Here is a 21,907-nt window from a genome sequence, read left to right on the forward strand (position 1 = left end):
TACTCAAAGGCCGGGCGCTTCACGCTCGGCAATCGGTTAACCGCAGTCGTGGGGCACAAATGGAGAAAGAGCGTGAGTAACCTTACCAGCAGACATGTTTCCGACATGCTCAACAAAGTCCCGGAGGTCACCCTCGCTTTCTGGATTATCAAAATCATGTCGACGACAGTCGGCGAAACCGGTGCCGATTATCTAGCGGTCCACGTGGGTCTCGGCACCGCCGTAACGGGCGCGATCATGGGCACGTTACTGGTCATCGCACTGGTGCTGCAGCTTCGTTCGCGCGAGTACGTGCCATGGATCTACTGGCTGTGCGTGGTACTCGTGAGCGTAGTGGGGACACAGATCACCGATGCCCTCACCGACGGACTCGGGATCAGTCTTTATGTCAGCACAACTGTTTTCGCCATCGCTCTGGCCGCGATTTTTGCGATCTGGTACCGCAGCGAGCGGACGCTGTCCATCCACACAATTGTTACCAGGCGGCGCGAGCTCTTCTACTGGGCGGCCATCCTGACCACGTTCGCGTTGGGCACGGCCGCCGGCGACCTGGCAACCGAAGCGCTCGGCCTTGGATTCAGGGTTGGCGTGGTCGCGTTCGGAGCGCTCATCGCCATCGCCATGGCTGCGTTTTATCTCGGCGCCAATGCCGTGTTGACGTTCTGGGTGGCCTACATCCTGACGCGCCCGTTGGGGGCGTCGCTGGGTGACCTGTTGTCCCAGGCACGGTCCTACGGAGGCTTGGGATTCGGCAACGTAACGACCAGCGTGGTGTTCCTGGTGGTTATCGTCGCCCTGGTCTCGCTCGTGAGCGCGGGCCGGAACCGAACGGGCCGGACAACACCGTCAGACGGTCCATTCGACGCAGCATGATTGCCAAAAACCTTTCGCTTGCAGTCTGAGTGGATCACCAGCACAGGAGAAAATCCAATGAACAGAATTACCCTTTCCCGCGCCCTTCTGGCCGCAGCGCTTGGCGTCACGGTAGTCGCAACCGGACACGTCTTCCCTTCAGCCCAGATCATTGCATCGGCTCACGCGGCGACGGCGTCGAAGCTCGGCGATCTGGCACCCTTCCGGGCGATTGTCGTCGATACCTCGACCTTGGTGAACAAGGGCAATCTTGCCGGCGCAAAGACACGCATCAAGGATCTCGAAACCTCTTGGGATGAGGCAGAGCCTTCCCTGAAGCCGCGCTCGGCAGCAGACTGGCATGTCGTCGATAAAGCAATCGATCGCGCATTGTCAGCGCTACGCGCGGGTACGCCGGACGCTGCCGAGTGCAAGCAATCGCTGGCTGATCTTCTCAAGGAAATCGACCGCGTAAGCGGAAAGGCTTAACACCCGGTTACCGCGTTCCCATTCGTTAGCGAAGGCCGTAGCGGATGGGAACAGCGGTGGTCGGTCGAGTTGCCGCGAACTTTGGAACAGGAAACAATCGGCGCCATCGTACGGTCAAGTTTTAACTCAGGGCCTGCATTGCTGTGGACCACGTAGCAATCTCTGGGGGCTGCGAGAGCATTTGACCCAGCCTTTCCATATCGCCACGCTCGGTCCGCCACGCGATGTATTTCCTGAACGCCTCTTCGCTTTCTCACTCCTCGACAAACAGGATCGCGTGTGTGTTTTCGGCGCTACGAAACGCACGAACGGACCGCGCGCCCGGTGAAGATGACGTTTCGCGTATCGTCGCCGGCAGTCCGCTAACAAACTCCTCCGCAAAACCTTCCTTCACGTTCATTAGCAACGTGACCGTGATTGCTTCACCGCTGGCACGCTCAAGCCCATCGACGAATTCGCGAATGATCCCGGCGACTTCTGCCGGCGATTCAAGCGGGGATAAGTGCCCAGTACCGGGCAGCACATGCATGACGGCATGAGGCACGCGAGTGAGCAATTCCGCTTCGAGTATCGCGATGCCGTCGATGCGATCGAGCTCGCCCGCAATGACGATGGTCGGCACTTCGATCACGGCGACATCATGCGTGAGGTCTTCCAGACTCGTAGCCTGCGGCCACGCCAGCTTCGCCTGAAGGGCGCCGCGCAGGCTGTCTTCAATGACCTGCTCCCGATGTTTCGGGCTCAGCGTTTTGGCAGTCAGCATCTGGTCTATCGCCATGCCGACAGACTCTCGCGAAAGGTAGGCGCCTTCCATTGCCGCCCGCACCTCCGGCGGTAGCGCCAAGGGTACCGGGGGCGAAGGAGCGACGAGCACAAGCCCTGCCAATCCCTGCGGGCGTCGCGACGCGAGCAACTGTGCAATCTTGCCGCCCATCGAATGACCAACTAATACGAACCGCTGCAAATTCAGCGCGGCAATCATCTGCTCTGCATCGTCGGCGAAGTCGGCGAGCGCGTATCCGGCGGCCGGCGCGTCGGAGTCACCCCAGCCGCGAAGATCGGGCGCAATCGTCCTGTACCGCGCAGGAAGCGCCGCAATGACGTCGTCCCACGTGCGCGACGAGCCTCCCCAGTAGTGCAGAAAAACGATCGGCAGCATGCCGTTGCCTTGATTCTTGACATGAATCTGTATGCCGTTCGACGCTATTTTCATCGCGGTTCTCCTTGATATCGGCGGCTTGACCGGTGCTCGGTCAAACTCACAAGGCGATGGTAGATTAGCGCACCAAAGGCGATAATCCCCGTTTTAATATCATCACCCGATCTTCTGGCTATCGAATAAAAATGGACCGCTTTGCAAGCATTGCAGTGTTCGTTGCCGCCGTTGACGAGGGCAGTCTCGTTGCCGCCGGCAGACGATTTGGCTTGTCCGCTTCGATGGCCGGCAAATACGTCAGCGCGCTCGAAGCCGAGCTGAACGTGCGTCTGCTCCATCGCAGCACGCGCAGCCTGAGTCTTACCGACGCCGGCCGCACTTACTACGTCCGGTGCCAGCGCATTCTCGAAGAGTTCGACGACGCCAACCGCGAGGCCAGCGATACGCACGGCACGGTGCGCGGCACCTTGCGCGTCGCGGCACCGGTAACGTTCGGGACCCTGCATATGGGAGAGGTCGTGGCGCGTTATCTGGACGATCACCCTCACGTCAACATTGAGGTCTCGCTCGACGATCGTTATGTCGACCTGCAAAGCGCGGGTATCGATGTCGCGATCCGCATCGGCCAGTTGCCCGACTCCGACCTTGTTGCCCGGCGTCTTGCGCCGTGCCGGATGGCAATGTGCGCATCGCCGGCGTTCCTTGAGCGCGAGGGTACGCCGCAAAACCCCGAGGACTTACGCCGCGCGCCTCGTCTGGCGTTCAATGAAGCGGTGTCGGTTCCGGAGTGGGTGCTGACCGATAAACAAAATCGCGAACACGTGATCGACGGACCGCTTCGGATGCAGGCCAACAACATGCAAATGCTGCTCTCGGCCGCGCTCGCGGGCGTCGGGATTGCGTATGGCCCCACCTTCGTTCTTGGAAAAGATATCAAGGCCGGGAACCTCGTCAAGCTGCTTCCAGACTATAGAACCGCCGAGTTGACCATCAACGCGGTTTATCCAACCGCGCGCTATGTGCCGTCGAAAGTGCGTCAGTTTATTGATTACCTGGCTAAGGCTTTTAAGGACGAGCCGCCGTGGGACCGTTATTGACGTTCGTTAATTGCTCTGCTGACGTGCCTTATAAACCGCAATGAAATATTGATAGGATTCCGGAATGTGCCTGGCAGCGGCTCGCCATATTTTCTGAAGAGCCGGGCGAGGTATGACGAAGACTCGATACCAACCTCCGAAGAGGTATTTTGCTGAGTTGGCTGAAAATGTCGATATCGATACGGTTCAATCGTTAGATGAAATTTGGACGAAGCCGACGTTCGAATGTCAGCATGAAAGCTTTGCTCACATCGCTCGGTCTGCGCACGCTCGCTCCTGTCGACCCGGAGTAGGATGGTCGATGTCGGGTCGGGAGGTTCCATGCCACCGCTACGCGCAATCAATCTGCTCCAGTCGAACGAAGGTTCCCGTCTCCATGGTCCGGAACTCGACCAATGGCGCCGCTGGGGACCTTATCTGAGCGATCGGCAATGGGGCACGGTTCGCGAAGACTACAGCGAAGACGGCACCGCTTGGGACTACTTTCCGCACGATCATGCGCGCAGCCGCATGTACCGCTGGGGTGAGGACGGCATTGCCGGATTCGGCAACGACCCGCTCGACTGGTGCGTATCGCTCGCGCTCTGGAACGGGCACGATTCGATCCTCAAGGAACGGCTCTTCGGGTTGACGAATGCGCAAGGCAATCACGGCGAGGACGTGAAGGAGCTTTACTTCTATCTCGACGGCACGCCGACGCATTCGTACATGAAGATGCTGTACAAGTATCCGCACGACGCGTACCCGTACCAGGATCTGATCGACGAAAACCTGCGGCGCGGCGCCGATCAGCCCGAATATGAAATCCTCGATACGGGCGTGTTCGACGATAACCGCTACTTCGACGTCTGCGTCGAGTATGCGAAGCACACACCCGACGATATCGTGATGCGCGTTACCGTCGAAAACCGCGCGGATCAGCGCGCGGCGCTTCATGTGTTGCCGCAATTCTGGGCGCGCAACAGATGGGCGTGGTCGGGCAAGTTCGGCAAGCCCTCGCTTACGCTGGAGCCGAATGCGGAGGAAGGCGCGCGCGTGATCGCCCACAATCCCGCGCGCAATCCCGCGCTCGGAACGATGATCGTGACGGCGTCGGCGCAACAGCCGATCGAGTGGCTCTTCTGCGAAAACGAAACGAATGTGCGCCGCATTTTCGGCATCGATGGAGCGGGGCCGTTCAAGGACGGCTTCAATGACTACCTCGTTGACGGCGACGAGCAGGCAATCCGGCGTAACCAGGGCACCCGCGCCGCCGCGCATGTGGTCCTGCAGTTCGCGCCTCATGAGCGCTCGGTGCTGTATCTGCGCTGGCGTCCAGAATCGTCTTCGGCCGCGGCTCCGGATGCGGTGCCGCTCGACATGAACGAGCTCTTCGCGCGCCGGCAAGCGGAGGCCGACGAATTCTATGCGGCGCTTCAGCACGACATCCCCGACGCCGATGCACGGCTCGTGCAGCGTCAAGCGCTCGCCGGCATGCTGTGGTCGAAGCAGTACTACCAGTTCGACGTGACGCGCTGGCACGACGGTGACCCCGGCCAACCGAAGCCACCGAGAGCACGCAGGCACGGCCGCAACGCGGACTGGCGGCACATGTGCAATGGCGACATCGTGTCCATGCCCGACAAGTGGGAGTACCCATGGTACGCGTCGTGGGACCTCGCGTTTCATGCGGTCGCGTTCGCCATGATCGATCCCGACTTCGCGAAGAAACAATTACTGCTGCTCGTGAAGGAGCGCTACATGCATCCGAACGGGCAATTGCCCGCCTACGAATGGGCGTTCGGCGATGCGAATCCGCCCGTTCATGCGTGGGCAACATGGCGTGTGTATGAACTCGACCGCGAGGTGACGGGCGTTGGCGATCACGAGTTTCTCGAAGTCATGTTCCACAAGCTGCTGCTCAATTTCTCGTGGTGGGTCAATCGCAAGGACGCCGATGACCGCAACATCTTTCAGGGCGGCTTTCTCGGGCTCGACAATGTCGGCATCTTCGACCGGTCTTCGCCGCTGCCAACCGGCGGGCGCATCGATCAGGCCGATGGCACGGCATGGATGGCCTCGTACGCGCTCGACCTGATGCAGATCGGCCTCGAACTGGCGATGACGAACAACGCGTACGTCGAAATCGCAGTGAAATTCTTCGAGCATTTTCTGTATATCGCGGAAGCAGTCAGTTGTAACGAAGGCTGCAGCACAGGGTTATGGGACGAACACGACGAATTCTTCTACGACGTACTGCACCTTCCGGACGGAACCCGTGTGCCCATGCGCATTCGTTCGATCGTCGGGCTGATTCCGCTCTTCGCCGTTCACGTGCTCGAGGAGCGGGTGTACGGCCATCTGCCGGGATTGCGCGAACGACTGGCGTGGTTCCTCGATCATCGACCGAATCTGGCAAAGCTGGTGTCGCGCTGGACCGAACCTGGCAAGGGCAACACCACGCTGCTCTCGCTGTTGCGCGGACACCGGATGAAATCGCTATTGCGCCGCGCGCTCGATGAAAACGAGTTTCTCTCGGAGCACGGCGTGCGGGCGCTGTCCCGTGTGCATCACGATGCACCGTACGTCTTCGATCATGACGGCGTGAGTCTCCGCATTAAATACCAGCCAGCCGAATCTGACTCGCGTGTGTTCGGCGGTAATTCGAACTGGCGCGGGCCGGTCTGGATACCGGTCAACTACCTGCTGATCGAATCGCTGTATGAGTTCTATCGTTACTACGGCGATGAGTTTCGCGTCGAATATCCGACGGGAACTGGCAACAGTCTTTCGCTGAGCGAGATTGCCGACGACCTTGCGCGGCGCGTCACCACGCTCTTTCTCAAAGATGCACAAGGCGTGCGGCCCGTGATGGCGGCCTATCCGATGCTGCAAGCCGACCCGCGTTCGCAGGATCTCGTGCTATTCCATGAGTACTTTCACGGTGACAACGGACGCGGCGTCGGCGCTTCGCATCAGACCGGCTGGAGCGGGCTCGTCGCGCTGCTGCTCCAGCCGCGCATGATGAAGTTGTCCCATGTAGCGCCTGATGTTGCGCCGGTGGCCGCGCCAGTGGCCGGAGACACCGCACCGGCCATGGCGCGCTAGCGTTCCGGCCGCTGGAAGCGGTATCGGAGCACAATGCAAGATGAATTGTTCGACCCCGTGATTCAAGGAGCAATCGATGGCTACCGAATCTCCCGCAGACGAACTCGGCCTTGCCGCGCCCGCCTTTTCGCTGCCCGCAACTGACGGGCGAACCTATACGCTCAACGACGTGCGCGGCATGAAGGGGCTCGTCGTGATCTTCATGTGCAACCATTGTCCGTACGTGCAGACTGCATTACCGCGAATCGTGCGCGAAGCGCGCGAGTTGGCGGCACTGGGTATTGGCACCGTGGGGATCAACTCGAACGACGCCACTGTCTATCCGGAGGATTCGTTCAAACGCATGGTGACACTCGCGGCCGAGTGGCAGTTGCCTTTCCCGTATCTGCATGACGAGACGCAGCAGGTTGCGCGGGCGTACGGCGCGGTGTGCACGCCGGAGTTCTACGGCGTCGACGCCAACTTGCTGTTGCGATACCGCGGCAGGCTGGATGCTTCACGCAAGGATCCGGTTCCCGACGCGCGCCGGGAACTGTTCGAGGCGATGCAGCAGATCGCGCAAACCAGCGTCGGCCCGGATATGCAGTATCCAGCGTTCGGATGCGCGATCAAGTGGAAGAGTGCGTGAGGCGGCGACGCACCGGGTGCCGTCTATTCCATGGCTTCGTACGCTAACGTCCGATGGGGCAATGTCCGAGAAGTCGACGACTGTGATGGCGCTGTCGCCGCGCGACTGCTTCGCCTGCGAGTGTCCAGTCGAACAGCATGGCCCCGGTCGTAGGGCGACGCGAAGACCGCCTTTGTAGCTTTGCGAGGATGGAGTCAGCGGAAGCGGTCCATGTAAAAGGTTTGCAATTCTCGTTGTAGTGGGAGACGAATTGATCGATACGCTTACCTGGCAGCGGGCCGCAAACCGCCAGCCGGTTCCAGGGCTGGCGTTACTCATTCCCTCGCATCAGGGTTGGCGTTTGCCGCTGCCACCAGCGGGTTTGCCAGCCGGCTTACGTGAACCCGCAACTGGCTTGCTGGCGGGTTTGCTGCGTGGCTTTTGCACGCTGAATGGGTTACCGCTGGAGAAGCTTGTGCCTTTACCCTCGGCCACAGCGCGCTGAACCGCAGGCTTGCGATCGTTTTCGCCACTTTGCGGGCGCAGTTTTTTGCTGAGCACCTGCATGGGGCCCGGCGCACCTTGTGGCATTTTCGGCTTCTTCGGCTTTTTGGGTTTCTTGATGATCTGGCCCGTCGCACTAGTTTGCGGCACGCGGTGTTCGGCTTCGAAACCCGCCTCTTCTTCACGGGGCAGCGTTTGCCGGATCAGCGCTTCAATCGCGGCCAGTTGCGGCGCTTCATCGGCACACACAAGGGACACTGCCACGCCGCTGGCGCCCGCGCGACCGGTACGGCCAATACGGTGCACATAGTCTTGCGCCACGATCGGCAGATCAACGTTGATCACCAGCGGCAGGTCGTCGATATCCAGCCCGCGCGCAGCTACATCGGTGGCTACCAGCATATGTACTTCGCCCGTCTTGAAGCGCTCCAGCGCACGCAGGCGCGCGGGTTGCGGTTTGTCGCCGTGGATGGTGTCGACCGCATAGCCCGCTTCATCCAGCATGGCCGCTAGGTAATCCACGCCGTTGCGGGTTTTGACGAACACCAGCGCGTGCTCCCAGTTGTTCTGAGCCACAAGGTGCATGAAGAGGTCAGGCTTGTTCTTTTTATCCACCGGCACCACCCACTGCTTGATCTTGCTGGCCGTGGCATTGGGCGAGCCGACGCTGATGTTGACCGGGCCGCGGAGAATGGCCGCCGCCATGGCGCGGATATCATCGGTAAACGTGGCAGAGAACAGCAGGGTCTGGCGCTGAGCGGGCAATGCAGCAAAGACGGCGTTGAGTTCGCGCGCAAAGCCCAGATCCAGCATGCGGTCGGCTTCATCCAGCACCAGCGTTTGTACTTGATCGAACTGCACTGCGTTCTGGCGATTGAGATCCAGCAAACGGCCCGGCGTGGCAACGAGCACATCCACGCCTTTGCGCAACGTCATCATCTGCGGGTTGATACTCACACCGCCGTAGGCGGCCAGAAATCGTAAGTCGAGGCCTTTGCCGTAATCGATAAAGCTTTGCAACACTTGTTCGGCCAGTTCACGCGTGGGCACCAGCACCAGAACACGCGCGCGGTTGCTGGACACCGCCGGGCCGTGTTCCACCAGCCGTTGCAACAACGGCAACGCAAAACCCGCCGTTTTGCCAGTGCCGGTCTGTGCCGCAGCCATGACGTCCTTGCCACTGAGCACAGCAGGAATCGCCTTGGCCTGCACCGGCGTAGGTGTCTGGTAATTGAGGTCCTGCAGATTACGCAGCAAGGGATCGATCAGGCCAAGCGAGGCAAAAGACATTGCCGTATTCCGTCCTAAAGCCGCAATTCTAGCGGTTACCGCCTGATTGCGCCGCGCGGATCAACGGTCAAAAAGGATCGACGTTGATCGCCACTGAAAAACGTAGCGGTGCCGGGCGCCGCGCCGGCAACCTGTACTACAAGGGGCCGACGAGCAGTACTGCCGCCAGGGCGAGCCCCAATTGCATCAACAGCAAACGCGCCAGTGGCCGCGCAACCAGCCACGCGCGCACCTACATCGCCGCCAACTGCCCGAAATTAGGCCAGAGTCCTGTGGCATCGCTTCTACTGGGTCGAGAGTACGCATCCGGTCTCGGTCAGACCGGTCATTCGCGACCTTCGACCTTCGAATGTCAGGAAAGCGACCCGTAGCCGCCTGACAAACGCCGATACTCGAATGACGGCAAAGGCCGATCAACAGCCGATTGCAGAAGGGTGCTCAAGCGGCAATTCGTCGGCCATCGCGGTCGTTGGTTCATCAACGCGTCAATGGCTGGTATAGGTTCCGACGACGGTCGAGCAATCTTGGTGAGCGGCTGCTTTGATCGTCGTCGAACGGCAGTGCACGACCCCACTCCGGCCGCTGGATCCCGCGCCTCTTCAGCGGCAACTTGACGACTGGTGGCGATCGATCGGTACCATCAATGCACGGCCCCTGATGCGTCTTGCAGAGATGTCGAAAAGACGCGTCCATCGACATCCGTCAATTGCAATGTCCGTGCGCTGACGGTTGCGCCCGTATGAACGGTCGGCGCCGGCAACGTGACCGTCGAAGCAGCGCCCATCGCCGCGCGCAGGCCGAACGGACCCGGGCCGAATTTGTTATAGGCATAGTCGTTGTTGAACGCAGTCTTCGGCATCTTTGAGAGTGCCTCAGCATTCCATTGCGCGACGGGCGCCCTGTTCGCATCGAGCAATTCAGCCGCGACGACGTGCACCGGCGCCTCAGCGGTCCCGGCATCGAGCGCAACATGAAAGCGCACGCTTCCATCAGCGAGAACGGCCGCGCGAGCCAATGTCAGGTGATGGGCGGTCGGGCTAATAGGGCCGCTATGAAACGGCGTCACGACGGAACCACGGTAGTAGCTGTACGTCCCAACGTTGAACACGACTACAAAGGTCAATACCGCGAGCGCGAGGTTGCGAAAGCCAGTATCCGAAAGCGGCAGCGCCCTGCTGCCCGAAGCCCATTTGAACCAGCCGCTGTCTGCCCGCTGCGGCTTGTTGCGCAGCAGGACATTGTCCAGCGACCAGGCGCCACTGCCTCCCAGCATCAACGTCGCACCCATGGCAAGATTGCAGGCCGCCATCGTCCATTCGTCGATGCACGTCGCCCCCTGCCAGCCGAACATCAGCATGAGCAATACGGAAAAACCCATTGAAGCGAGTGCCGCGGCGCGCGTAAAGAGGCCCGCCATCAGCATGAGCCCGACAATCAGTTCAGCAGCACTAAAGAGAATCACGCCGCCATACAGCAGATAGAAGTGATGCAACATGAAACTGATCACATGGTCCATACCGAGAAGCGCTCCTGGCATCGCCGTCTGGAACTTGTTGGCCATCCAGTGCGCGGCATGCGGATTGAGCTTACCGGGCGCATAAATGAATCGCCGCGAACCTCCGCCCCAATAGATAAAGCCCTGAATGACACGGACCGACATCAGGGAGATGGCCGAAATACGCCACGTACGCTGGTCCTGCTCGCTCACAGCGCGTTCGTGACTGGCAGCATGGTATGCAATTGAACTCATACAAGAACCTCTGAAGTGAATGTTCGTCATCTGACTGGAGGTTCGCGGCCCGCTCGGGCAGTGTCCCGGAATAACCAATCATCGCTGTGCAGCGTATAGAAGGCGGGGCGTCGGCAAAAATACATTAATGGCATTGGCGCCATAATTTTTTGGTATCCAACTCGACGACATCGCGTTTTTATATTTGACCCATCAAAGGGCACCTATATACGCAACGCATGGCAGAGATATCACTATTGTATTTTTCATGAATGACTCGTGTCCCTACACTGGGTCCACGCACTCCCAACGATTAATCAATCGCAACGAGCCGCACAACTCACCCAACTGTAAGGACCGGAAATGAGCAAGATCTTCTCTTCTTCCCTCCCTGTCGCATTGACACTCGCAGCATCGCTGCTCTGTTCGGCAGCACAGGCTGCTCAACAAGACGCAGGTGCATCGCAGCCGCAAGTCTCCCAGACCCAGCACCTGCCCTCCGGTGCCGCTGCCCAGCAAGCGCACGGGCTGACGCGCAAGCAGGTCTACGATCAGCTGGTTCAGGCAGAGAAGGACGGGTCGCTAGCACGCATCAACGCCCTGTACGAGGGAGGCTGAGCGTATCTGTGCACTCACTCATGAGTAGATTCGTAGTCCGTATCGATATCGAGCGATGCATCAACTTTGCGTGTCTCGCAACAGATAAACCCGCAGCGCCGGGACTGGGCGCGACGGGGCGGCCGGACAGGTCCGCCTCGCGCGATCTCCTACCTGCGCTCGCCTCACATTGCAGCCATGAGCAACCTGAATCCGCAAACCGTACTGTCCGTTCACCACTGGACGGATACGCTTTTCAGCTTTACCTGCACGCGCGATCCGTCGTTTCGCTTCGAAAACGACCAGTTCACCATGGTGGGTCTTGAAATCGACGGCAAGCCGTTGATGCGCGCCTACAGCATTGCAAGCGCGAACTACGATGAAGAACTGGAATTCTTTAGTATCAAGGTTCCGGACGGCCCGCTCACGTCGCGACTACAGCACCTGAAGAGCGGCGATCCGCTGCTGATTGGCCGCAAACCGACCGGCACGCTGATCGTCGATAACCTGCTGCCCGGCCGTGTGTTATGGCTGCTCTCCACCGGCACGGGCCTCGCGCCATTCATGAGCGTGATTCGCGACCCGGCGGTGTACGAGCGCTACGATCGCATTGTGTTGACCCACACCTGCCGGTACGTCCGTGAACTTGCCTATCGCGACTACATCATGACCGCGCTGCCTCAACACGAGTTCCTGGGCGAGCAGGCGCGTGAGCAACTGATCTATTACCCATCTGTCACTCGCGAGCCGTTTGCGAACACCGGCCGCATTACCGATCTGATCGACACCGGAGCGCTGTTCGTCGACACTGGACTGCCGCCGTTTTCGATCGAGCGCGACCGGATCATGTTGTGCGGTAGCTCCGCGATGCTGCGCGACACGCGCGTACTACTCGAAGCCCGCGGCTTCGACGAGGGTAATCAGTTGGCCCCAGGACACTATGTGGTCGAGCGGGCCTTCGTTTCATGACCAGGCCGGCAAGCCAGCGTCATTCACCTTTGAACCATCTCCGTTAAGAGAACCAGTCATGAAAAAAATCAAAACTTTTCTCGCCACCGCTTTGGTTGCGCTCGCCTCTGTGTCAGCACACGCCGCGCCGGCGGATCCAGCCGGCTTCTGGACGACACCAACGATTCAGGGCTACGGAAACATTCACTATCTGCCCGACGGTGCGTTCAAACCGCAGCCTGGCCACACCTACAAGGTAGTCTTTGCGATGACGCAAGGCACCGCAAAGCCTGACAAAGTCAACCCGGCGCTGGACCACGTGGCGCGCACGGTCAACCTCTATGTAGCCGCAGGCGTGCCATTGGGCAAACTCAAATTCGTTGCAGTTGCCTATGGCGCGGCAACGCCGCTCGCACTCGACGATGCGCACTACCGGTCAGCGTACGGCGTGCCCAACCCCAATCTCCCGCTAATCGCGGAACTCAAGAAAGCCGGCGTGACAATCGCGGAATGCGGGCAGGCGGTGGCTGAACATCATTTCCAGTATGGCTGGATCGATCCGGATGTAACGCTCGCGCTGTCCGGCCTGACCACCGTCACCACCCTTGAGCAGCAGGGTTACGCGTTGATGCCGCTGTAAGCGCCCATTCGGCGCGCGTGCCATCTTTGATCATCCGGAGTCCACAGCATGTTCACCATTAACCGAAAAACTCTCGCCGCATGCATGATGAGCGCCATCGGCGCCATCGTCATCGGGTCCGTCCATGCCGAGGGCGCGCCGGCCACCGGCATCACCGGCATCACGCATAGCCAGAGCGTCTATCCGCCGTGGCAACACGGCGCGAACAACGACAGTCCGGCACGCGGCTTGTCGTTCACCGAACCCGACGCGGACAATCTTGCCGATTTCCATGGGGACCCCATTCATCCTTCGCTGGTGCTCTACGTCGGCGGCAACTACTTCTTTGCGATGGCGCCACTCGTGCAGGCGTTCGAGACGCATTACCCGCAGTACAAAGGCCATGTCTACTGGGAGACGATTCCGCCGGGCCTTCTAGTGAGGCAGATGGAAAACGGTGGCACCGTCACGGTCGGCAACATGACCTGGACTGTCCCGGCTGATGTGTATCTTGCAGGGCTCAAGGCCGTGCAGAAGCAGATTGACGCGGGGCGTTTGCAGGCGCCGGCGGAGCCGTATGTGACGAATACACTGACCATCATGGTGCCAGCGGACAACCCAGCTCATATCACCAGACTCGCCGATCTCGGCCGGCCCGAGGTCCGGCTGGCGATGCCGAATCCCAAATTCGAGGGGATCGCACGGCAGATCAAGACGTCGCTCGAACATGCGGGGGGCGACACGCTGCTCAACGGCGTGTACGGCACCAAAGTCGCCGACGGGTCAACCGTGCTGACGCACATCCATCACCGGCAGACGCCGCTGTGGATTATGCAGGGCAAGGCGCAGGCAGGTGTCACCTGGCAATCCGAAGCGATGTTCGAGGAACGGGCCGGCCATCCCATCAGTCATGTGGACATTCCTGCTGCCGACAACACGACGGCAATCTATGCGGGGGCCATGACAACGCATGCGCCTCACGCCGAGGCTGCTCAACGTTGGCTGGACTTCATCCGCTCGCCCGCAGGGCTCGCGATCTTCGAACGGTACGGGTTCAAGCCCTACCAGGCTAACGCCGGATGAACGCGCCTGCCACCAGCTTGCATCTCGTGCCGGGTTGCCCTCGGTAACCCGGCATCCACTCATCGTCCAGTCCGGGATCGCTCCGTGAACCTCCATCAATTCCGTTTCGTACGCGAGGCGGTTCGTCAGAAGCTCAATCTGACTGCTGTCGCCAAAACCCTCTATACGTCACAGCCTGGCATCTCGAAGTCGATCATCGAACTCGAAGACGAACTGAGCATCGAGATTTTTACGCGCCATGGCAAGCGGCTGAGCGCCGTTACCGACCGCGGCAAACTCGTCGTTGCGGCAGCAGAGAGGATTCTTCGCGAGGTCGAAGCCCTGAAGCGCCTCGGTGCGGATTATCTGGCTGACGATCAGGGGGAACTGATCATCGCCGCCACCCATACGTGCGCTCGCTATCTGCTGCCCAACGCGATCGCACTGTTCAGGTCGAGCTTTCCAAAGGTCCTGGTTTCGATCCTGCAAGGCTCGTCCAGCCAGGTATCAGCGATGATCCGCAACGGCGAAGCCGACCTCGTGCTGACGCCAGGGGACCTGTCTGGAGACGACACGCTGCTGACGCAACCTTGCATGATCTCGCGTCCCGTCGCGGTGGTGCCGGCCGGTCATCCTCTTGCCGGACGAGCCTGGCTCGAGTCTGACGATCTCTCGCGGTTCCCGCTGATCGTCGAGGACGACATGTTCAGGCAGCGGGAGATATTCAGGCAGGGCAGCCGTGCGCCCAATGTCGTGCTGCGCGCCGCCGACGCGGAAATGGTAAAGACCTACGTCGCACTGGGGCTGGGCGTCGGTATCGTCGAGGACATGGCTTTCGATAGGGAACGCGATTGCAGCTTGCGCGCGTTACCCTTCGAACACGTGCCCGGCTCACATACTGCCTATGTCGCGTTCAGGAGCGATGTTTCCATGCGAGGTTACGTGCGTACGCTAGTCGAACTGCTGTCGCCGGCGTCTTCGCGGGAACACGTCGGGCAGGCCATGCGAAACGCTGATGCCAACGTGGCAGATCTCGCGACGAACAACGTTACCCCGCTGCGGCATCCGACGCGACCCGCGCCAGCACCAGGTCGAAAAACGCCTGTGTACTCGGCGACAGCGACCGCCCCTTGAGCCACACCATGTGCAGCGGGCGCTCGATGCGAAGATCATCCACTTCGAGCACCGTCAGCTCGCCGCGGCGCAACTCATCCTTCACGCTGAGCAGGGAAACGTAAGCGATGGCGTTCTGCGCGAGCAGCATCCGCTTGATGGCTTCGGTGTCGCTGACGGACATCAGCGGGTCGACTTGCAAACCGATATGCCCGTAAGCCTCCTCGACAACCGCGCGCGTGCCCGAACCAGGTTCACGCAGAATGACCGTATGCGCAGTCAGGTCGGGCGGCGATAACTTCTGTCCGGCACGCGGATGTCCGGCCGCGGCGACCGCGACAATTTCGTCGGCCCCGATCGGACGGGAATGCAGAATCGTGTTGTCGAATGGTCCCTCGATGAAGCCAAGCGCAAATGCATGGTCACGCAAACCGGCTTCGACTTGCTCGGTGTTGGTGACCGTCAGGTCGATCGCGACCTGAGGGTGGCTGGCGTTAAATTGCGCAATCATGCCCGGCACGAGATACACGCCGACCGTCGCGCTTGCACCTATCTTCACATGCCCGGCGCTGAGACCAGCCAGCTCCCTCAGTTCCCACTCCGCAGCGTCGGCGAGCGAGAAAATCTGCTCGGCATAGCGAAATAGTGTCGACCCCGCGTCAGTGAGCGCAACGCCTCGCGGCAGCCGGTCGAACAGCACAAGTCCGAGCCGGTCCTCCAGCTCCCTGATTTCCCGCGTGACCGCTGGCTGGCTGACGTGCAGGCGCTCGGCCCCCGCGCTGACGCTGCCGGCGCGCGCAACCTCGAAAAACGCGAATAGATGAGTAAAGTTCATTAGAGCTGCAATTCCCGCAAACAGCGCATGCACTGGGCCATGCCACAACGGCTGTACCTGTCGCGAAGCTTTCCGAAGCGACGGGGACAAAGCCGTCGCCGACAGGCAATGTTCTCCGTCGACCGGCGAGCCGTGGTTCCTCCTGGTCGCGATGCAGTGCAGTCAGGTCTGCCGGCGCCCGTGGAGTCGACCCGCGTCGCGTTTGCTGGTGCAAGCCCACATTCAGCTTTCGGCGGCATGCGTTACAGATATGGATCGTATCGCAACAATATATTTTATTTCTCTCTCCCCGGTGAATACGATGTGGACCTGGAGGCGCTAAACAAGATCTGCACGTGCAATCACTGGTTCACGCAGATTTGCGCCACGAACGCGGAAGACGAACGTCGCGCCGGGAGTTCCTGCCGCGCATAGAGTCAGGTTCTCTGCGTTCACCAAGATGTAGTCGATGTTTATTTATTTATCGTCAATTTAGGAGTTCGAAATGAATAAGTCTTATGTGTTTGGCCTTTCCATGATGCTGCTCGCGTCGACAGGCATCGCTTCTACCGCATCCGCCCAGGAGAAGACGCGCGCGGAAGTCCGTCAGGAACTGATCCAGGCAGAAAACAACGGCCTGCGTTTCGTGACCGACACGTCGTACCCCGACGTCAACCCGATCTTTGCGCAACAGGCAGCCCAACTCAAGCAGCAAAGCGAAAGCGGCACGGGTGCCGACATGTCGGGTTCGAGCGCCGCCGGCCAAAGCGAAGCGGCAGGCAAAGTCGGCACCGGTCAAAGTCGTTCGGCCATTCCTGCCTGCGTCGGACCCGTCAGCTTCTGCACGCCGTACTTCGGCAGCTGACGCAGCAACATATCGCGCACGCCGATCGATTACGCAGCAACACCCATCATTCACTGAAGGAGAGCCAGTCATGAAGACGCTCATTTGCCTTACCCTCGCCGTCAGCGCGCTCGCAAGCCCGGCACTGACCTTCGCGCAAACTCCATCTGGCCAGCTGACCCGTGCTCAGGTGCGCGCGGATATCATCCGTGTCGAGCAGGCCGGCTACCGTCCAGGAGGTGGCGACAATGACTATCCAGTCGAGATCCAGGCCGCCGAAGCAAAAATTGCTGAACAGGACGGAGCGCGGCGCGCGACCGATGCCGTGGGTGGTGTAGCGCAGGCCAGATCCTCGCAGACCGGCATGGCGGCAAATGCAATTTCGCCCCGTTCCCTGTTTGCCGGGCGTTGACTACACTCCGGCGGGTTCATTCGCCTCCATCCCACGCAGAATCCGGCTTACGTCTGGCAGCTCATGACTCACATGCCGCGCTGTTTCGAACAGTTCCGCGAGCCAGTTGACGAAGGCGAGCACGTGCAGCGGAACGCGGCGATGACGCAGATACGCGACTGATACCGGCATCGGTGCAGGCCTGTAATGCGGCAGCACTTCACGCAGCCGCCCAGAGTCGAGGTAGGGCTGTGCAAGCGCCCGCGGCGGCTGGATCAGCCCGAATCCACGCACTCCACATTCGAGATACGCATGTTCGTCGCTGACCTGCACGAAGCCTCCGAGTGGCACGTTGACCGTATCGTCATTAACCTGAAAATCGAAGTCCACCGCGCGCCCGGTCTGCGCGCGCATGCAATTCACCGCAACGTGATCGGTCAGCTCTTCGAACTGCAGCGGCGTGCCGTACCGCGCGAGATAAAGCGGGCTCGCACAGGTCACACGCTCAAGCGCGCCGAGTCGGCGGGCAGCGAGGCCCGACCCCGGCAGCGCTCCAGTCAGGATGCAGCAATCGATCGCTTCGCCAACCAGATCGACCTGCCGGTTACTGACGCCGAACGCGAGCAGGATATGCTCATGGCGCGCGTGAAAGTCGTCGAGCGCCGGAAATATGATCGCGTTCGCGACCACCGCCGGCATCTCGACGCGTAGCCGCCCGCGCGGCCGGTCGTCGGGATGCCGCAGGCTCGCCTCGATGTCGTCGATGTCAGCGAGAATCTGCACGCAACGCTCGTAATATGCGGCCCCCTCGGCAGTCAGGTTGAGCCGGCGCGTGGTGCGCACGAGCAACTGGATGCCGAGCATTGCCTCGAGGCTCTGCACTAGCGTTGTCGCGGTTGCGCGCGGAATTCCGAGCGACTGCGCGGCGCGGGTAAAGCTGTTGGTGTCGACGATGCGTACGAAGGTCTGCATCGCCATGATGCGATCCATCACGGGCATTTCTCCTATGGATTTCGGGGCACCGCGATGTCATTCATCTCAAGGTCGTAGCACACCTTATCTTTTTCCCACTGTCCGCCTCGAGCAGGTCAAGCCGCGCTGTTATCCATTCTTCAGTGTCCCGATCATGCGCGTCATCATGCGTGCCTCCCTGGGTGTGCTTCCTCGTCCGCTCAGTTCTCGATACGACGTCCGGGTTGGTGGTGATAGATTAGTGCCGGGCATCGAACGGTGGGAGTGACAAGTGTGGCGGGATTCAAATGGACCATAGACTCGCTAGTCACCGCAGCGGCGCATTGAATCGGGTCGCCTTGCCCGACGACGCGCGTGCACGCGTGTTCACAATGGCGGGGCCGGCTCGCATGGAATGCGCGCTCAGAATTTAGAAGACTTACAATATGGAGCTTATTGCGGTCAGCGCTGCATCAATGCTGGTCTGCGTGAGGCTCGAACAATAAGGCAGGCAGGGAGACGCTGAAGGACCGGGCAACCGTTCCGCGTGTTCGAGACGACCGGATTCTGCTGGTTCTTTTTCGCTGGTGTAGCGCATCACACAACCGCACAGCCAACAACGAAATCGCAGAGTACAGGTGGTTCATTCCCGTCAAGATAGCGACGCTTTCCGCCAGCGTGCCAACTGGTGGAATCGTGCAGCACTTCTTGCGACATATTGGCATCCTGGCGCCTGACGACGTACGGCGGCCATAGCGAAACGCGAACCGGGAGGCCCCATGAATCGCATTTATCAGTATCACGGGTTCGAGATTGCCGTGGCCGTTGAGACCGACTTCGGCTGGAAGGGTGCGCGCGGTGTGCCAGCCAGCGTTGGATACGTGGCGATCGTGAAAATCAGCAAGGCGGACGGCTCTGTCAGCGTCTTTTCCCCACTGCGCCTCGGCGAATTACAAGGCAAGCGATTTACCAGCGAAAGCGACGCGCTCATGAGCGGCTACAGCGCTGGTCGACGTCTTGTCGACGACTTGCTGGCTTCGTAACACGGCGCGCAGTTGCGGAACGTGGATATCGAGCGCGTCTTGCTTCCCGAACCTTACAATCCGCGCGATCCTCGATCCCGTGATCTGCGGCGCAGCTTGTCACAACCCATGGCCATTGCCATCGAAAGCGCCCAAAAGGCGATTATCCCGCCGATGAAAAGCAGGTCCATGGTTTGTCTCCGATATTACATTTTTATGTCTTTAATCTTAGGCACGAACCCGTAAATGCCGCGTTAAAAGATTGAGGAGACTTATAAAAGAAACAAAAACAGGTCGAAGGTCCGCACCTGCACGGAACCGCATCGCCTGATGTTTGACAGTAGTTAACAATTTGGCCCTAAAGCGCTCGAAATCCGCGTCGACAATATAGCTACATAAAAGCACCTCCAACCGCTCTTGAGCGCGATTGCGGGTCGCTGACATTTCGGGCGGAGGGGCCATGAGCAAATTTGTCAGTACGGAAGGGGGTAAATCACGCGCGCGCGGTGTCTTCGCGTCTGAATCGGACAGAGGCCCGATTCAACGAGCCCACGATCAGCAACTCGACATGCGGTTGCCGCCGCGATACTGAGTTCGCTGACGGGCTTTGTATCGCCGGCGCACGCGCAATTCACCGGCGGTAGCGGCGTCGCGACGGGCAGCAACAGCGTGGCTATCGATGGCGTGCTGGCCGGTGGCACAGGGGCGACCGCCAGCGCGACTGACGCAATTGCCATCGGCACGAGCGCGCAGGCCACCAATACCGAGGACGTCGCGATCGGACCCGGCGCTATCGCAGGCGTTTCAGGCGGCGACATCCGTAATACGGCCATTGGCAGCCACGCGACAGCGACCGGCGGCCAATCCACCGCAATCGGCGATTTCAGCAGCGCGACCGGCAACTTCGGCGTAGCCAGCGGCGAAGGCAGCGTGGCATCGGGCTTAGGCAGCAGTGCATATGGCGCGGGTAGCACGGCGAGCGGCGTGCTTAGCACTGCGATCGGCGAAGGGTCCACCGCTTCAGGCGCTAGCGCCTATGCCGGCGGCAACTTCGCCACCGCTTCGGGAGCCTCATCGGTTGCGCTTGGCGTGTCCTCGACGGCGCAAGGGGGCGGCAGCATTGCCCTCGGCAACGGCGCGGTAGCCGGTCTCGCGGGTTCGGGGACGACCCTGACAAACGACGTTGCGATCGGCTCGGGTGCGGGTGCTACAGCGGGGTCGTCCATGGCCCTAGGCGCAAACGCCGCCGCGACGGCCGCCGGCGGGGTGGCACTAGGCGCGAATTCGATCGCGAATCGCGCGGCCGGGACCTTTGTCGACCCGATCTCGGGGACGAGCTTTACGACCCTGATGGGTGCGATGTCGGTCGGCTCGTCTGGATCACTACGCCAGATTATCAATGTCGCGCCCGGCACGCAGTTAACGGACGCGGTCAACCTCGGTCAGTTGGACAGCGCGGTGGTCTCGATGAACCACGCGATCGCGGCGCAAGCCGCCGCCGCGGCGCCTCCGGCTGCGAACCCGGGGATTGGCTCCGCTCCAACCTTGATCTCCGGCAACCCAACCACCTATTCGGCGCCGGTCGCGAGCGGCTCGAATGCCACGGCCGCGGGTAGCGGCAGCACGGCGTCTGCCGCCACTAGCACGGCCGTGGGAACCGGTGCGCAGGCTGCGGCAGCCAATTCCGTGGCACTGGGAGCGAACTCGGTCGCGTCCACGACGAATTCAATTTCCATCGGTTCGGTGGGCAACGAGCGCACGATCGGGAATCTCGCGCCCGGGATCACCGCGACGGACGCGGTGAACGTCAATCAACTGAACGCCAGTGTCGGTAGCGCGGTGACGCAGGCCAATCAATACACCAACAGCCAGGTACAGAGCGTGCGCAACGATGCCAATGGGGGAACCGCATCGGCGATGGCCGTGGCGGGCTTGCCGCACCCAGCGCGCCGGGGAAGAGCATGGTGTCGATTGCCAGCAGTGTCTATCAAGGACAGACCGGGTACGCACTCGGCGTATCGACCATCACCGCCAGCGGCCGATGGGTGTACAAGGCGTCGTTGACCTCCAACAGCCGAGGCGCGACGGGAGGCGTGGTCGGCGCGGGCTATGAATGGTAAAGGTGCAACACGTTAGCCGGTCCGATAGAGCGGTTGGTGACCTCCCCGGAGGGAGGCTGGACGAGTTCACTCCTGCCGCAGCACCGGTGGCGGCGTCCATGCTCCCGGGAAAGGGTATTTCATCATCCTGAGGCTATATGGGCCGACCAAGGCGTTCTTCGAGAAAGACTGGAAGCCGGGTGATGTGAAGAGGATCGGCTAGTGACAGGTGACCAACGTTCTGCGTCAGGCGCGAACGGGTCGTCTTCCTGGCTGCGAATCAAGCCAGCGCAGTCACCATGATCTCGACCAGCAGATCCGGCGCGGCTAGCTTCGATTCGACCGTCGCGCGCGTAGGCGCGTTTCCCGGTGCGACCCATGCGTCCCACACTTCGTTCATGCCCGCGAAGTCGCGGCCAATATCCGCCAGCCATACTTGAGCCGACAGCAGCCGCGTTTTATCGATACCTGCCTGCGCAAGGTACCCGTCAATCTTGGCAAGAACCTGCTGCGTCTGCCCTTTCACGTCGAGCGTCCGATCATTCGACGTCTGGCCGCCGACGAACACCAGTCCTGCTGCCTTCACCACACGGCTCATCCGTTGATTCGTTTCAAACCTGACGATATCGTTCATAC

The 21,907-nt window shown here is 60.5% G+C and carries 19 protein-coding genes and 5 pseudogenes; 16 read left to right on the plus strand and 8 right to left on the minus strand.

Translation table 11 applies throughout. The features are described 5' to 3' along the window. The first annotated feature begins 105 nt into the window (after positions 1–105). Together EOS_RS21160 and EOS_RS21165 are read left to right on the plus strand one after the other, a co-directional pair. On the plus strand, positions 106–873 hold the full coding sequence (locus tag EOS_RS21160; protein ID WP_047848652.1) for a COG4705 family protein: 768 nt from the start codon (positions 106–108) through the stop codon (positions 871–873). A gap of 57 nt (positions 874–930) precedes the next feature. After that, on the plus strand, positions 931–1,341 hold the full coding sequence (locus EOS_RS21165) for a hypothetical protein (RefSeq protein WP_047848653.1): 411 nt from the start codon (positions 931–933) through the stop codon (positions 1,339–1,341). A gap of 253 nt (positions 1,342–1,594) precedes the next feature. Here EOS_RS21165 and EOS_RS21170 read toward each other — a convergent pair whose 3' ends face one another. Further along, positions 1,595–2,554, minus strand: coding sequence for an alpha/beta fold hydrolase (locus EOS_RS21170; protein WP_063779099.1), 960 nt, complete (start codon positions 2,552–2,554; stop codon positions 1,595–1,597). A 131-nt stretch (positions 2,555–2,685) separates the two neighbouring features. On the opposite strand from EOS_RS21170, the gene EOS_RS21175 reads away from it, so the two are divergent. From EOS_RS21175 to EOS_RS21185, 3 genes are all read left to right on the plus strand, one after another. Further along, complete coding sequence (locus EOS_RS21175; protein WP_047848654.1) at positions 2,686–3,594, plus strand: LysR family transcriptional regulator; 909 nt, start codon at positions 2,686–2,688, stop codon at positions 3,592–3,594. A gap of 321 nt (positions 3,595–3,915) precedes the next feature. After that, a complete protein-coding gene (locus EOS_RS21180) occupies positions 3,916–6,681 on the plus strand; it encodes an MGH1-like glycoside hydrolase domain-containing protein (protein WP_047848700.1) in 2,766 nt (921 codons plus the stop codon). Between the two features lie 76 nt (positions 6,682–6,757). Beyond that, on the plus strand, positions 6,758–7,309 hold the full coding sequence (locus EOS_RS21185; protein ID WP_047848655.1) for a thioredoxin family protein: 552 nt from the start codon (positions 6,758–6,760) through the stop codon (positions 7,307–7,309). Positions 7,310–7,451: 142 nt separating this feature from the next. Here the strand turns inward: EOS_RS21185 and EOS_RS49310 are convergent. The 3 genes and pseudogenes from EOS_RS49310 to EOS_RS21195 all read right to left on the minus strand — a co-directional run. Next, positions 7,452–7,574: pseudogene (locus EOS_RS49310) on the minus strand (IS630 family transposase); the annotation flags it as partial. 62 nt (positions 7,575–7,636) lie between these two features. Next, positions 7,637–9,082 (minus strand): DEAD/DEAH box helicase, encoded by a 1,446-nt coding sequence (locus tag EOS_RS21190; protein ID WP_047848656.1) that lies wholly within the window; start codon positions 9,080–9,082, stop codon positions 7,637–7,639. A 640-nt stretch (positions 9,083–9,722) separates the two neighbouring features. After that, positions 9,723–10,832, minus strand: a complete 1,110-nt coding sequence (locus EOS_RS21195) for a TQO small subunit DoxD (RefSeq protein WP_047848657.1) — start codon at positions 10,830–10,832, stop codon at positions 9,723–9,725. A 342-nt stretch (positions 10,833–11,174) separates the two neighbouring features. Between EOS_RS21195 and EOS_RS21200 the strand changes: the two genes are divergently transcribed. The 5 genes and pseudogenes from EOS_RS21200 to EOS_RS21220 all read left to right on the plus strand — a co-directional run. Continuing rightward, positions 11,175–11,429, plus strand: coding sequence for a DUF4148 domain-containing protein (locus EOS_RS21200; RefSeq protein WP_047848658.1), 255 nt, complete (start codon positions 11,175–11,177; stop codon positions 11,427–11,429). 177 nt (positions 11,430–11,606) lie between these two features. Further along, positions 11,607–12,377, plus strand: a complete 771-nt coding sequence (locus EOS_RS21205) for a ferredoxin--NADP reductase (RefSeq protein ID WP_047848659.1) — start codon at positions 11,607–11,609, stop codon at positions 12,375–12,377. 58 nt (positions 12,378–12,435) lie between these two features. Further along, a complete protein-coding gene (locus EOS_RS21210) occupies positions 12,436–12,996 on the plus strand; it encodes a DsrE family protein (RefSeq protein ID WP_047848660.1) in 561 nt (186 codons plus the stop codon). 48 nt (positions 12,997–13,044) lie between these two features. Continuing rightward, a complete protein-coding gene (locus EOS_RS21215) occupies positions 13,045–14,058 on the plus strand; it encodes a substrate-binding domain-containing protein (protein ID WP_047848661.1) in 1,014 nt (337 codons plus the stop codon). An 84-nt stretch (positions 14,059–14,142) separates the two neighbouring features. Beyond that, positions 14,143–15,045, plus strand: a pseudogene (locus EOS_RS21220) (LysR substrate-binding domain-containing protein); the annotation flags it as partial. Positions 15,046–15,085: 40 nt separating this feature from the next. Here EOS_RS21220 and EOS_RS21225 read toward each other — a convergent pair. After that, the gene (locus tag EOS_RS21225) at positions 15,086–15,985 is read right to left on the minus strand and encodes a LysR family transcriptional regulator (protein ID WP_047848662.1); all 900 of its coding nucleotides are present in this window, start codon (positions 15,983–15,985) and stop codon (positions 15,086–15,088) included. Between the two features lie 484 nt (positions 15,986–16,469). On the opposite strand from EOS_RS21225, the gene EOS_RS21235 reads away from it, so the two are divergent. Together EOS_RS21235 and EOS_RS21240 are read left to right on the plus strand one after the other, a co-directional pair. Next, positions 16,470–16,829 (plus strand): DUF4148 domain-containing protein, encoded by a 360-nt coding sequence (locus tag EOS_RS21235; RefSeq protein ID WP_047848664.1) that lies wholly within the window; start codon positions 16,470–16,472, stop codon positions 16,827–16,829. Positions 16,830–16,899: 70 nt separating this feature from the next. Further along, entirely contained in the window at positions 16,900–17,220 is a 321-nt protein-coding gene (locus tag EOS_RS21240; protein WP_047848665.1) for a DUF4148 domain-containing protein, read from the plus strand. On the opposite strand, the gene EOS_RS21245 is transcribed toward EOS_RS21240, so the two are convergent. Then, on the minus strand, positions 17,221–18,192 hold the full coding sequence (locus EOS_RS21245) for a LysR family transcriptional regulator (RefSeq protein ID WP_047848702.1): 972 nt from the start codon (positions 18,190–18,192) through the stop codon (positions 17,221–17,223). Positions 18,193–18,929: 737 nt separating this feature from the next. Between EOS_RS21245 and EOS_RS21250 the strand changes: the two genes are divergently transcribed. Continuing rightward, positions 18,930–19,193 carry a hypothetical protein gene (locus tag EOS_RS21250; protein ID WP_047848666.1) on the plus strand — a complete coding sequence of 88 codons (264 nt, stop codon included), beginning with the start codon at positions 18,930–18,932 and terminating at the stop codon, positions 19,191–19,193. A gap of 53 nt (positions 19,194–19,246) precedes the next feature. On the opposite strand, the gene EOS_RS46350 is transcribed toward EOS_RS21250, so the two are convergent. Next, positions 19,247–19,363 carry a potassium ABC transporter ATPase gene (locus EOS_RS46350; protein WP_152693155.1) on the minus strand — a complete coding sequence of 39 codons (117 nt, stop codon included), beginning with the start codon at positions 19,361–19,363 and terminating at the stop codon, positions 19,247–19,249. Between the two features lie 493 nt (positions 19,364–19,856). Here EOS_RS46350 and EOS_RS49535 point away from each other — a divergent pair. The 3 pseudogenes from EOS_RS49535 to EOS_RS49325 form a co-directional block, all read left to right on the plus strand. Next, a pseudogene (locus tag EOS_RS49535) lies at positions 19,857–20,057 on the plus strand (hypothetical protein); the annotation flags it as partial. Between the two features lie 168 nt (positions 20,058–20,225). Further along, positions 20,226–20,631, plus strand: a pseudogene (locus EOS_RS49540) (hemagglutinin); the annotation flags it as partial. A gap of 89 nt (positions 20,632–20,720) precedes the next feature. Beyond that, positions 20,721–21,292, plus strand: a pseudogene (locus tag EOS_RS49325) (YadA family autotransporter adhesin); the annotation flags it as partial. Between the two features lie 259 nt (positions 21,293–21,551). On the opposite strand, the gene EOS_RS21260 reads toward EOS_RS49325, so the two are convergent. Continuing rightward, positions 21,552–21,905 carry a RidA family protein gene (locus EOS_RS21260; RefSeq protein WP_047848667.1) on the minus strand — a complete coding sequence of 118 codons (354 nt, stop codon included), beginning with the start codon at positions 21,903–21,905 and terminating at the stop codon, positions 21,552–21,554. Positions 21,906–21,907 lie beyond the last annotated feature (2 nt).

Source organism: Caballeronia mineralivorans PML1(12) (assembly GCF_001028175.1).
Classification (GTDB): Bacteria; Pseudomonadota; Gammaproteobacteria; order Burkholderiales; family Burkholderiaceae; genus Caballeronia; species Caballeronia mineralivorans.

Excerpts from the sequence above, each read along its gene's own strand:
- EOS_RS21160 (WP_047848652.1), top strand. The coding sequence starts at position 106 with ATGCTCAACAAAGTCCCGGAGGTCACCCTCGCTTTCTGGATTATCAAA.
- EOS_RS21165 (WP_047848653.1), top strand. The coding sequence starts at position 931 with ATGAACAGAATTACCCTTTCCCGCGCCCTTCTGGCCGCAGCGCTTGGC.
- EOS_RS21170 (WP_063779099.1), bottom strand. The coding sequence starts at position 2,554 with ATGAAAATAGCGTCGAACGGCATACAGATTCATGTCAAGAATCAAGGC.
- EOS_RS21175 (WP_047848654.1), top strand. The coding sequence starts at position 2,686 with ATGGACCGCTTTGCAAGCATTGCAGTGTTCGTTGCCGCCGTTGACGAG.
- EOS_RS21180 (WP_047848700.1), top strand. The coding sequence starts at position 3,916 with ATGCCACCGCTACGCGCAATCAATCTGCTCCAGTCGAACGAAGGTTCC.
- EOS_RS21185 (WP_047848655.1), top strand. The coding sequence starts at position 6,758 with ATGGCTACCGAATCTCCCGCAGACGAACTCGGCCTTGCCGCGCCCGCC.
- EOS_RS21190 (WP_047848656.1), bottom strand. The coding sequence starts at position 9,082 with ATGTCTTTTGCCTCGCTTGGCCTGATCGATCCCTTGCTGCGTAATCTG.
- EOS_RS21195 (WP_047848657.1), bottom strand. The coding sequence starts at position 10,832 with ATGAGTTCAATTGCATACCATGCTGCCAGTCACGAACGCGCTGTGAGC.
- EOS_RS21200 (WP_047848658.1), top strand. The coding sequence starts at position 11,175 with ATGAGCAAGATCTTCTCTTCTTCCCTCCCTGTCGCATTGACACTCGCA.
- EOS_RS21205 (WP_047848659.1), top strand. The coding sequence starts at position 11,607 with ATGAGCAACCTGAATCCGCAAACCGTACTGTCCGTTCACCACTGGACG.
- EOS_RS21210 (WP_047848660.1), top strand. The coding sequence starts at position 12,436 with ATGAAAAAAATCAAAACTTTTCTCGCCACCGCTTTGGTTGCGCTCGCC.
- EOS_RS21215 (WP_047848661.1), top strand. The coding sequence starts at position 13,045 with ATGTTCACCATTAACCGAAAAACTCTCGCCGCATGCATGATGAGCGCC.
- EOS_RS21225 (WP_047848662.1), bottom strand. The coding sequence starts at position 15,985 with ATGAACTTTACTCATCTATTCGCGTTTTTCGAGGTTGCGCGCGCCGGC.
- EOS_RS21235 (WP_047848664.1), top strand. The coding sequence starts at position 16,470 with ATGAATAAGTCTTATGTGTTTGGCCTTTCCATGATGCTGCTCGCGTCG.
- EOS_RS21240 (WP_047848665.1), top strand. The coding sequence starts at position 16,900 with ATGAAGACGCTCATTTGCCTTACCCTCGCCGTCAGCGCGCTCGCAAGC.
- EOS_RS21250 (WP_047848666.1), top strand. The coding sequence starts at position 18,930 with ATGAATCGCATTTATCAGTATCACGGGTTCGAGATTGCCGTGGCCGTT.
- EOS_RS46350 (WP_152693155.1), bottom strand. The coding sequence starts at position 19,363 with ATGGACCTGCTTTTCATCGGCGGGATAATCGCCTTTTGGGCGCTTTCG.
- EOS_RS21260 (WP_047848667.1), bottom strand. The coding sequence starts at position 21,905 with ATGAACGATATCGTCAGGTTTGAAACGAATCAACGGATGAGCCGTGTG.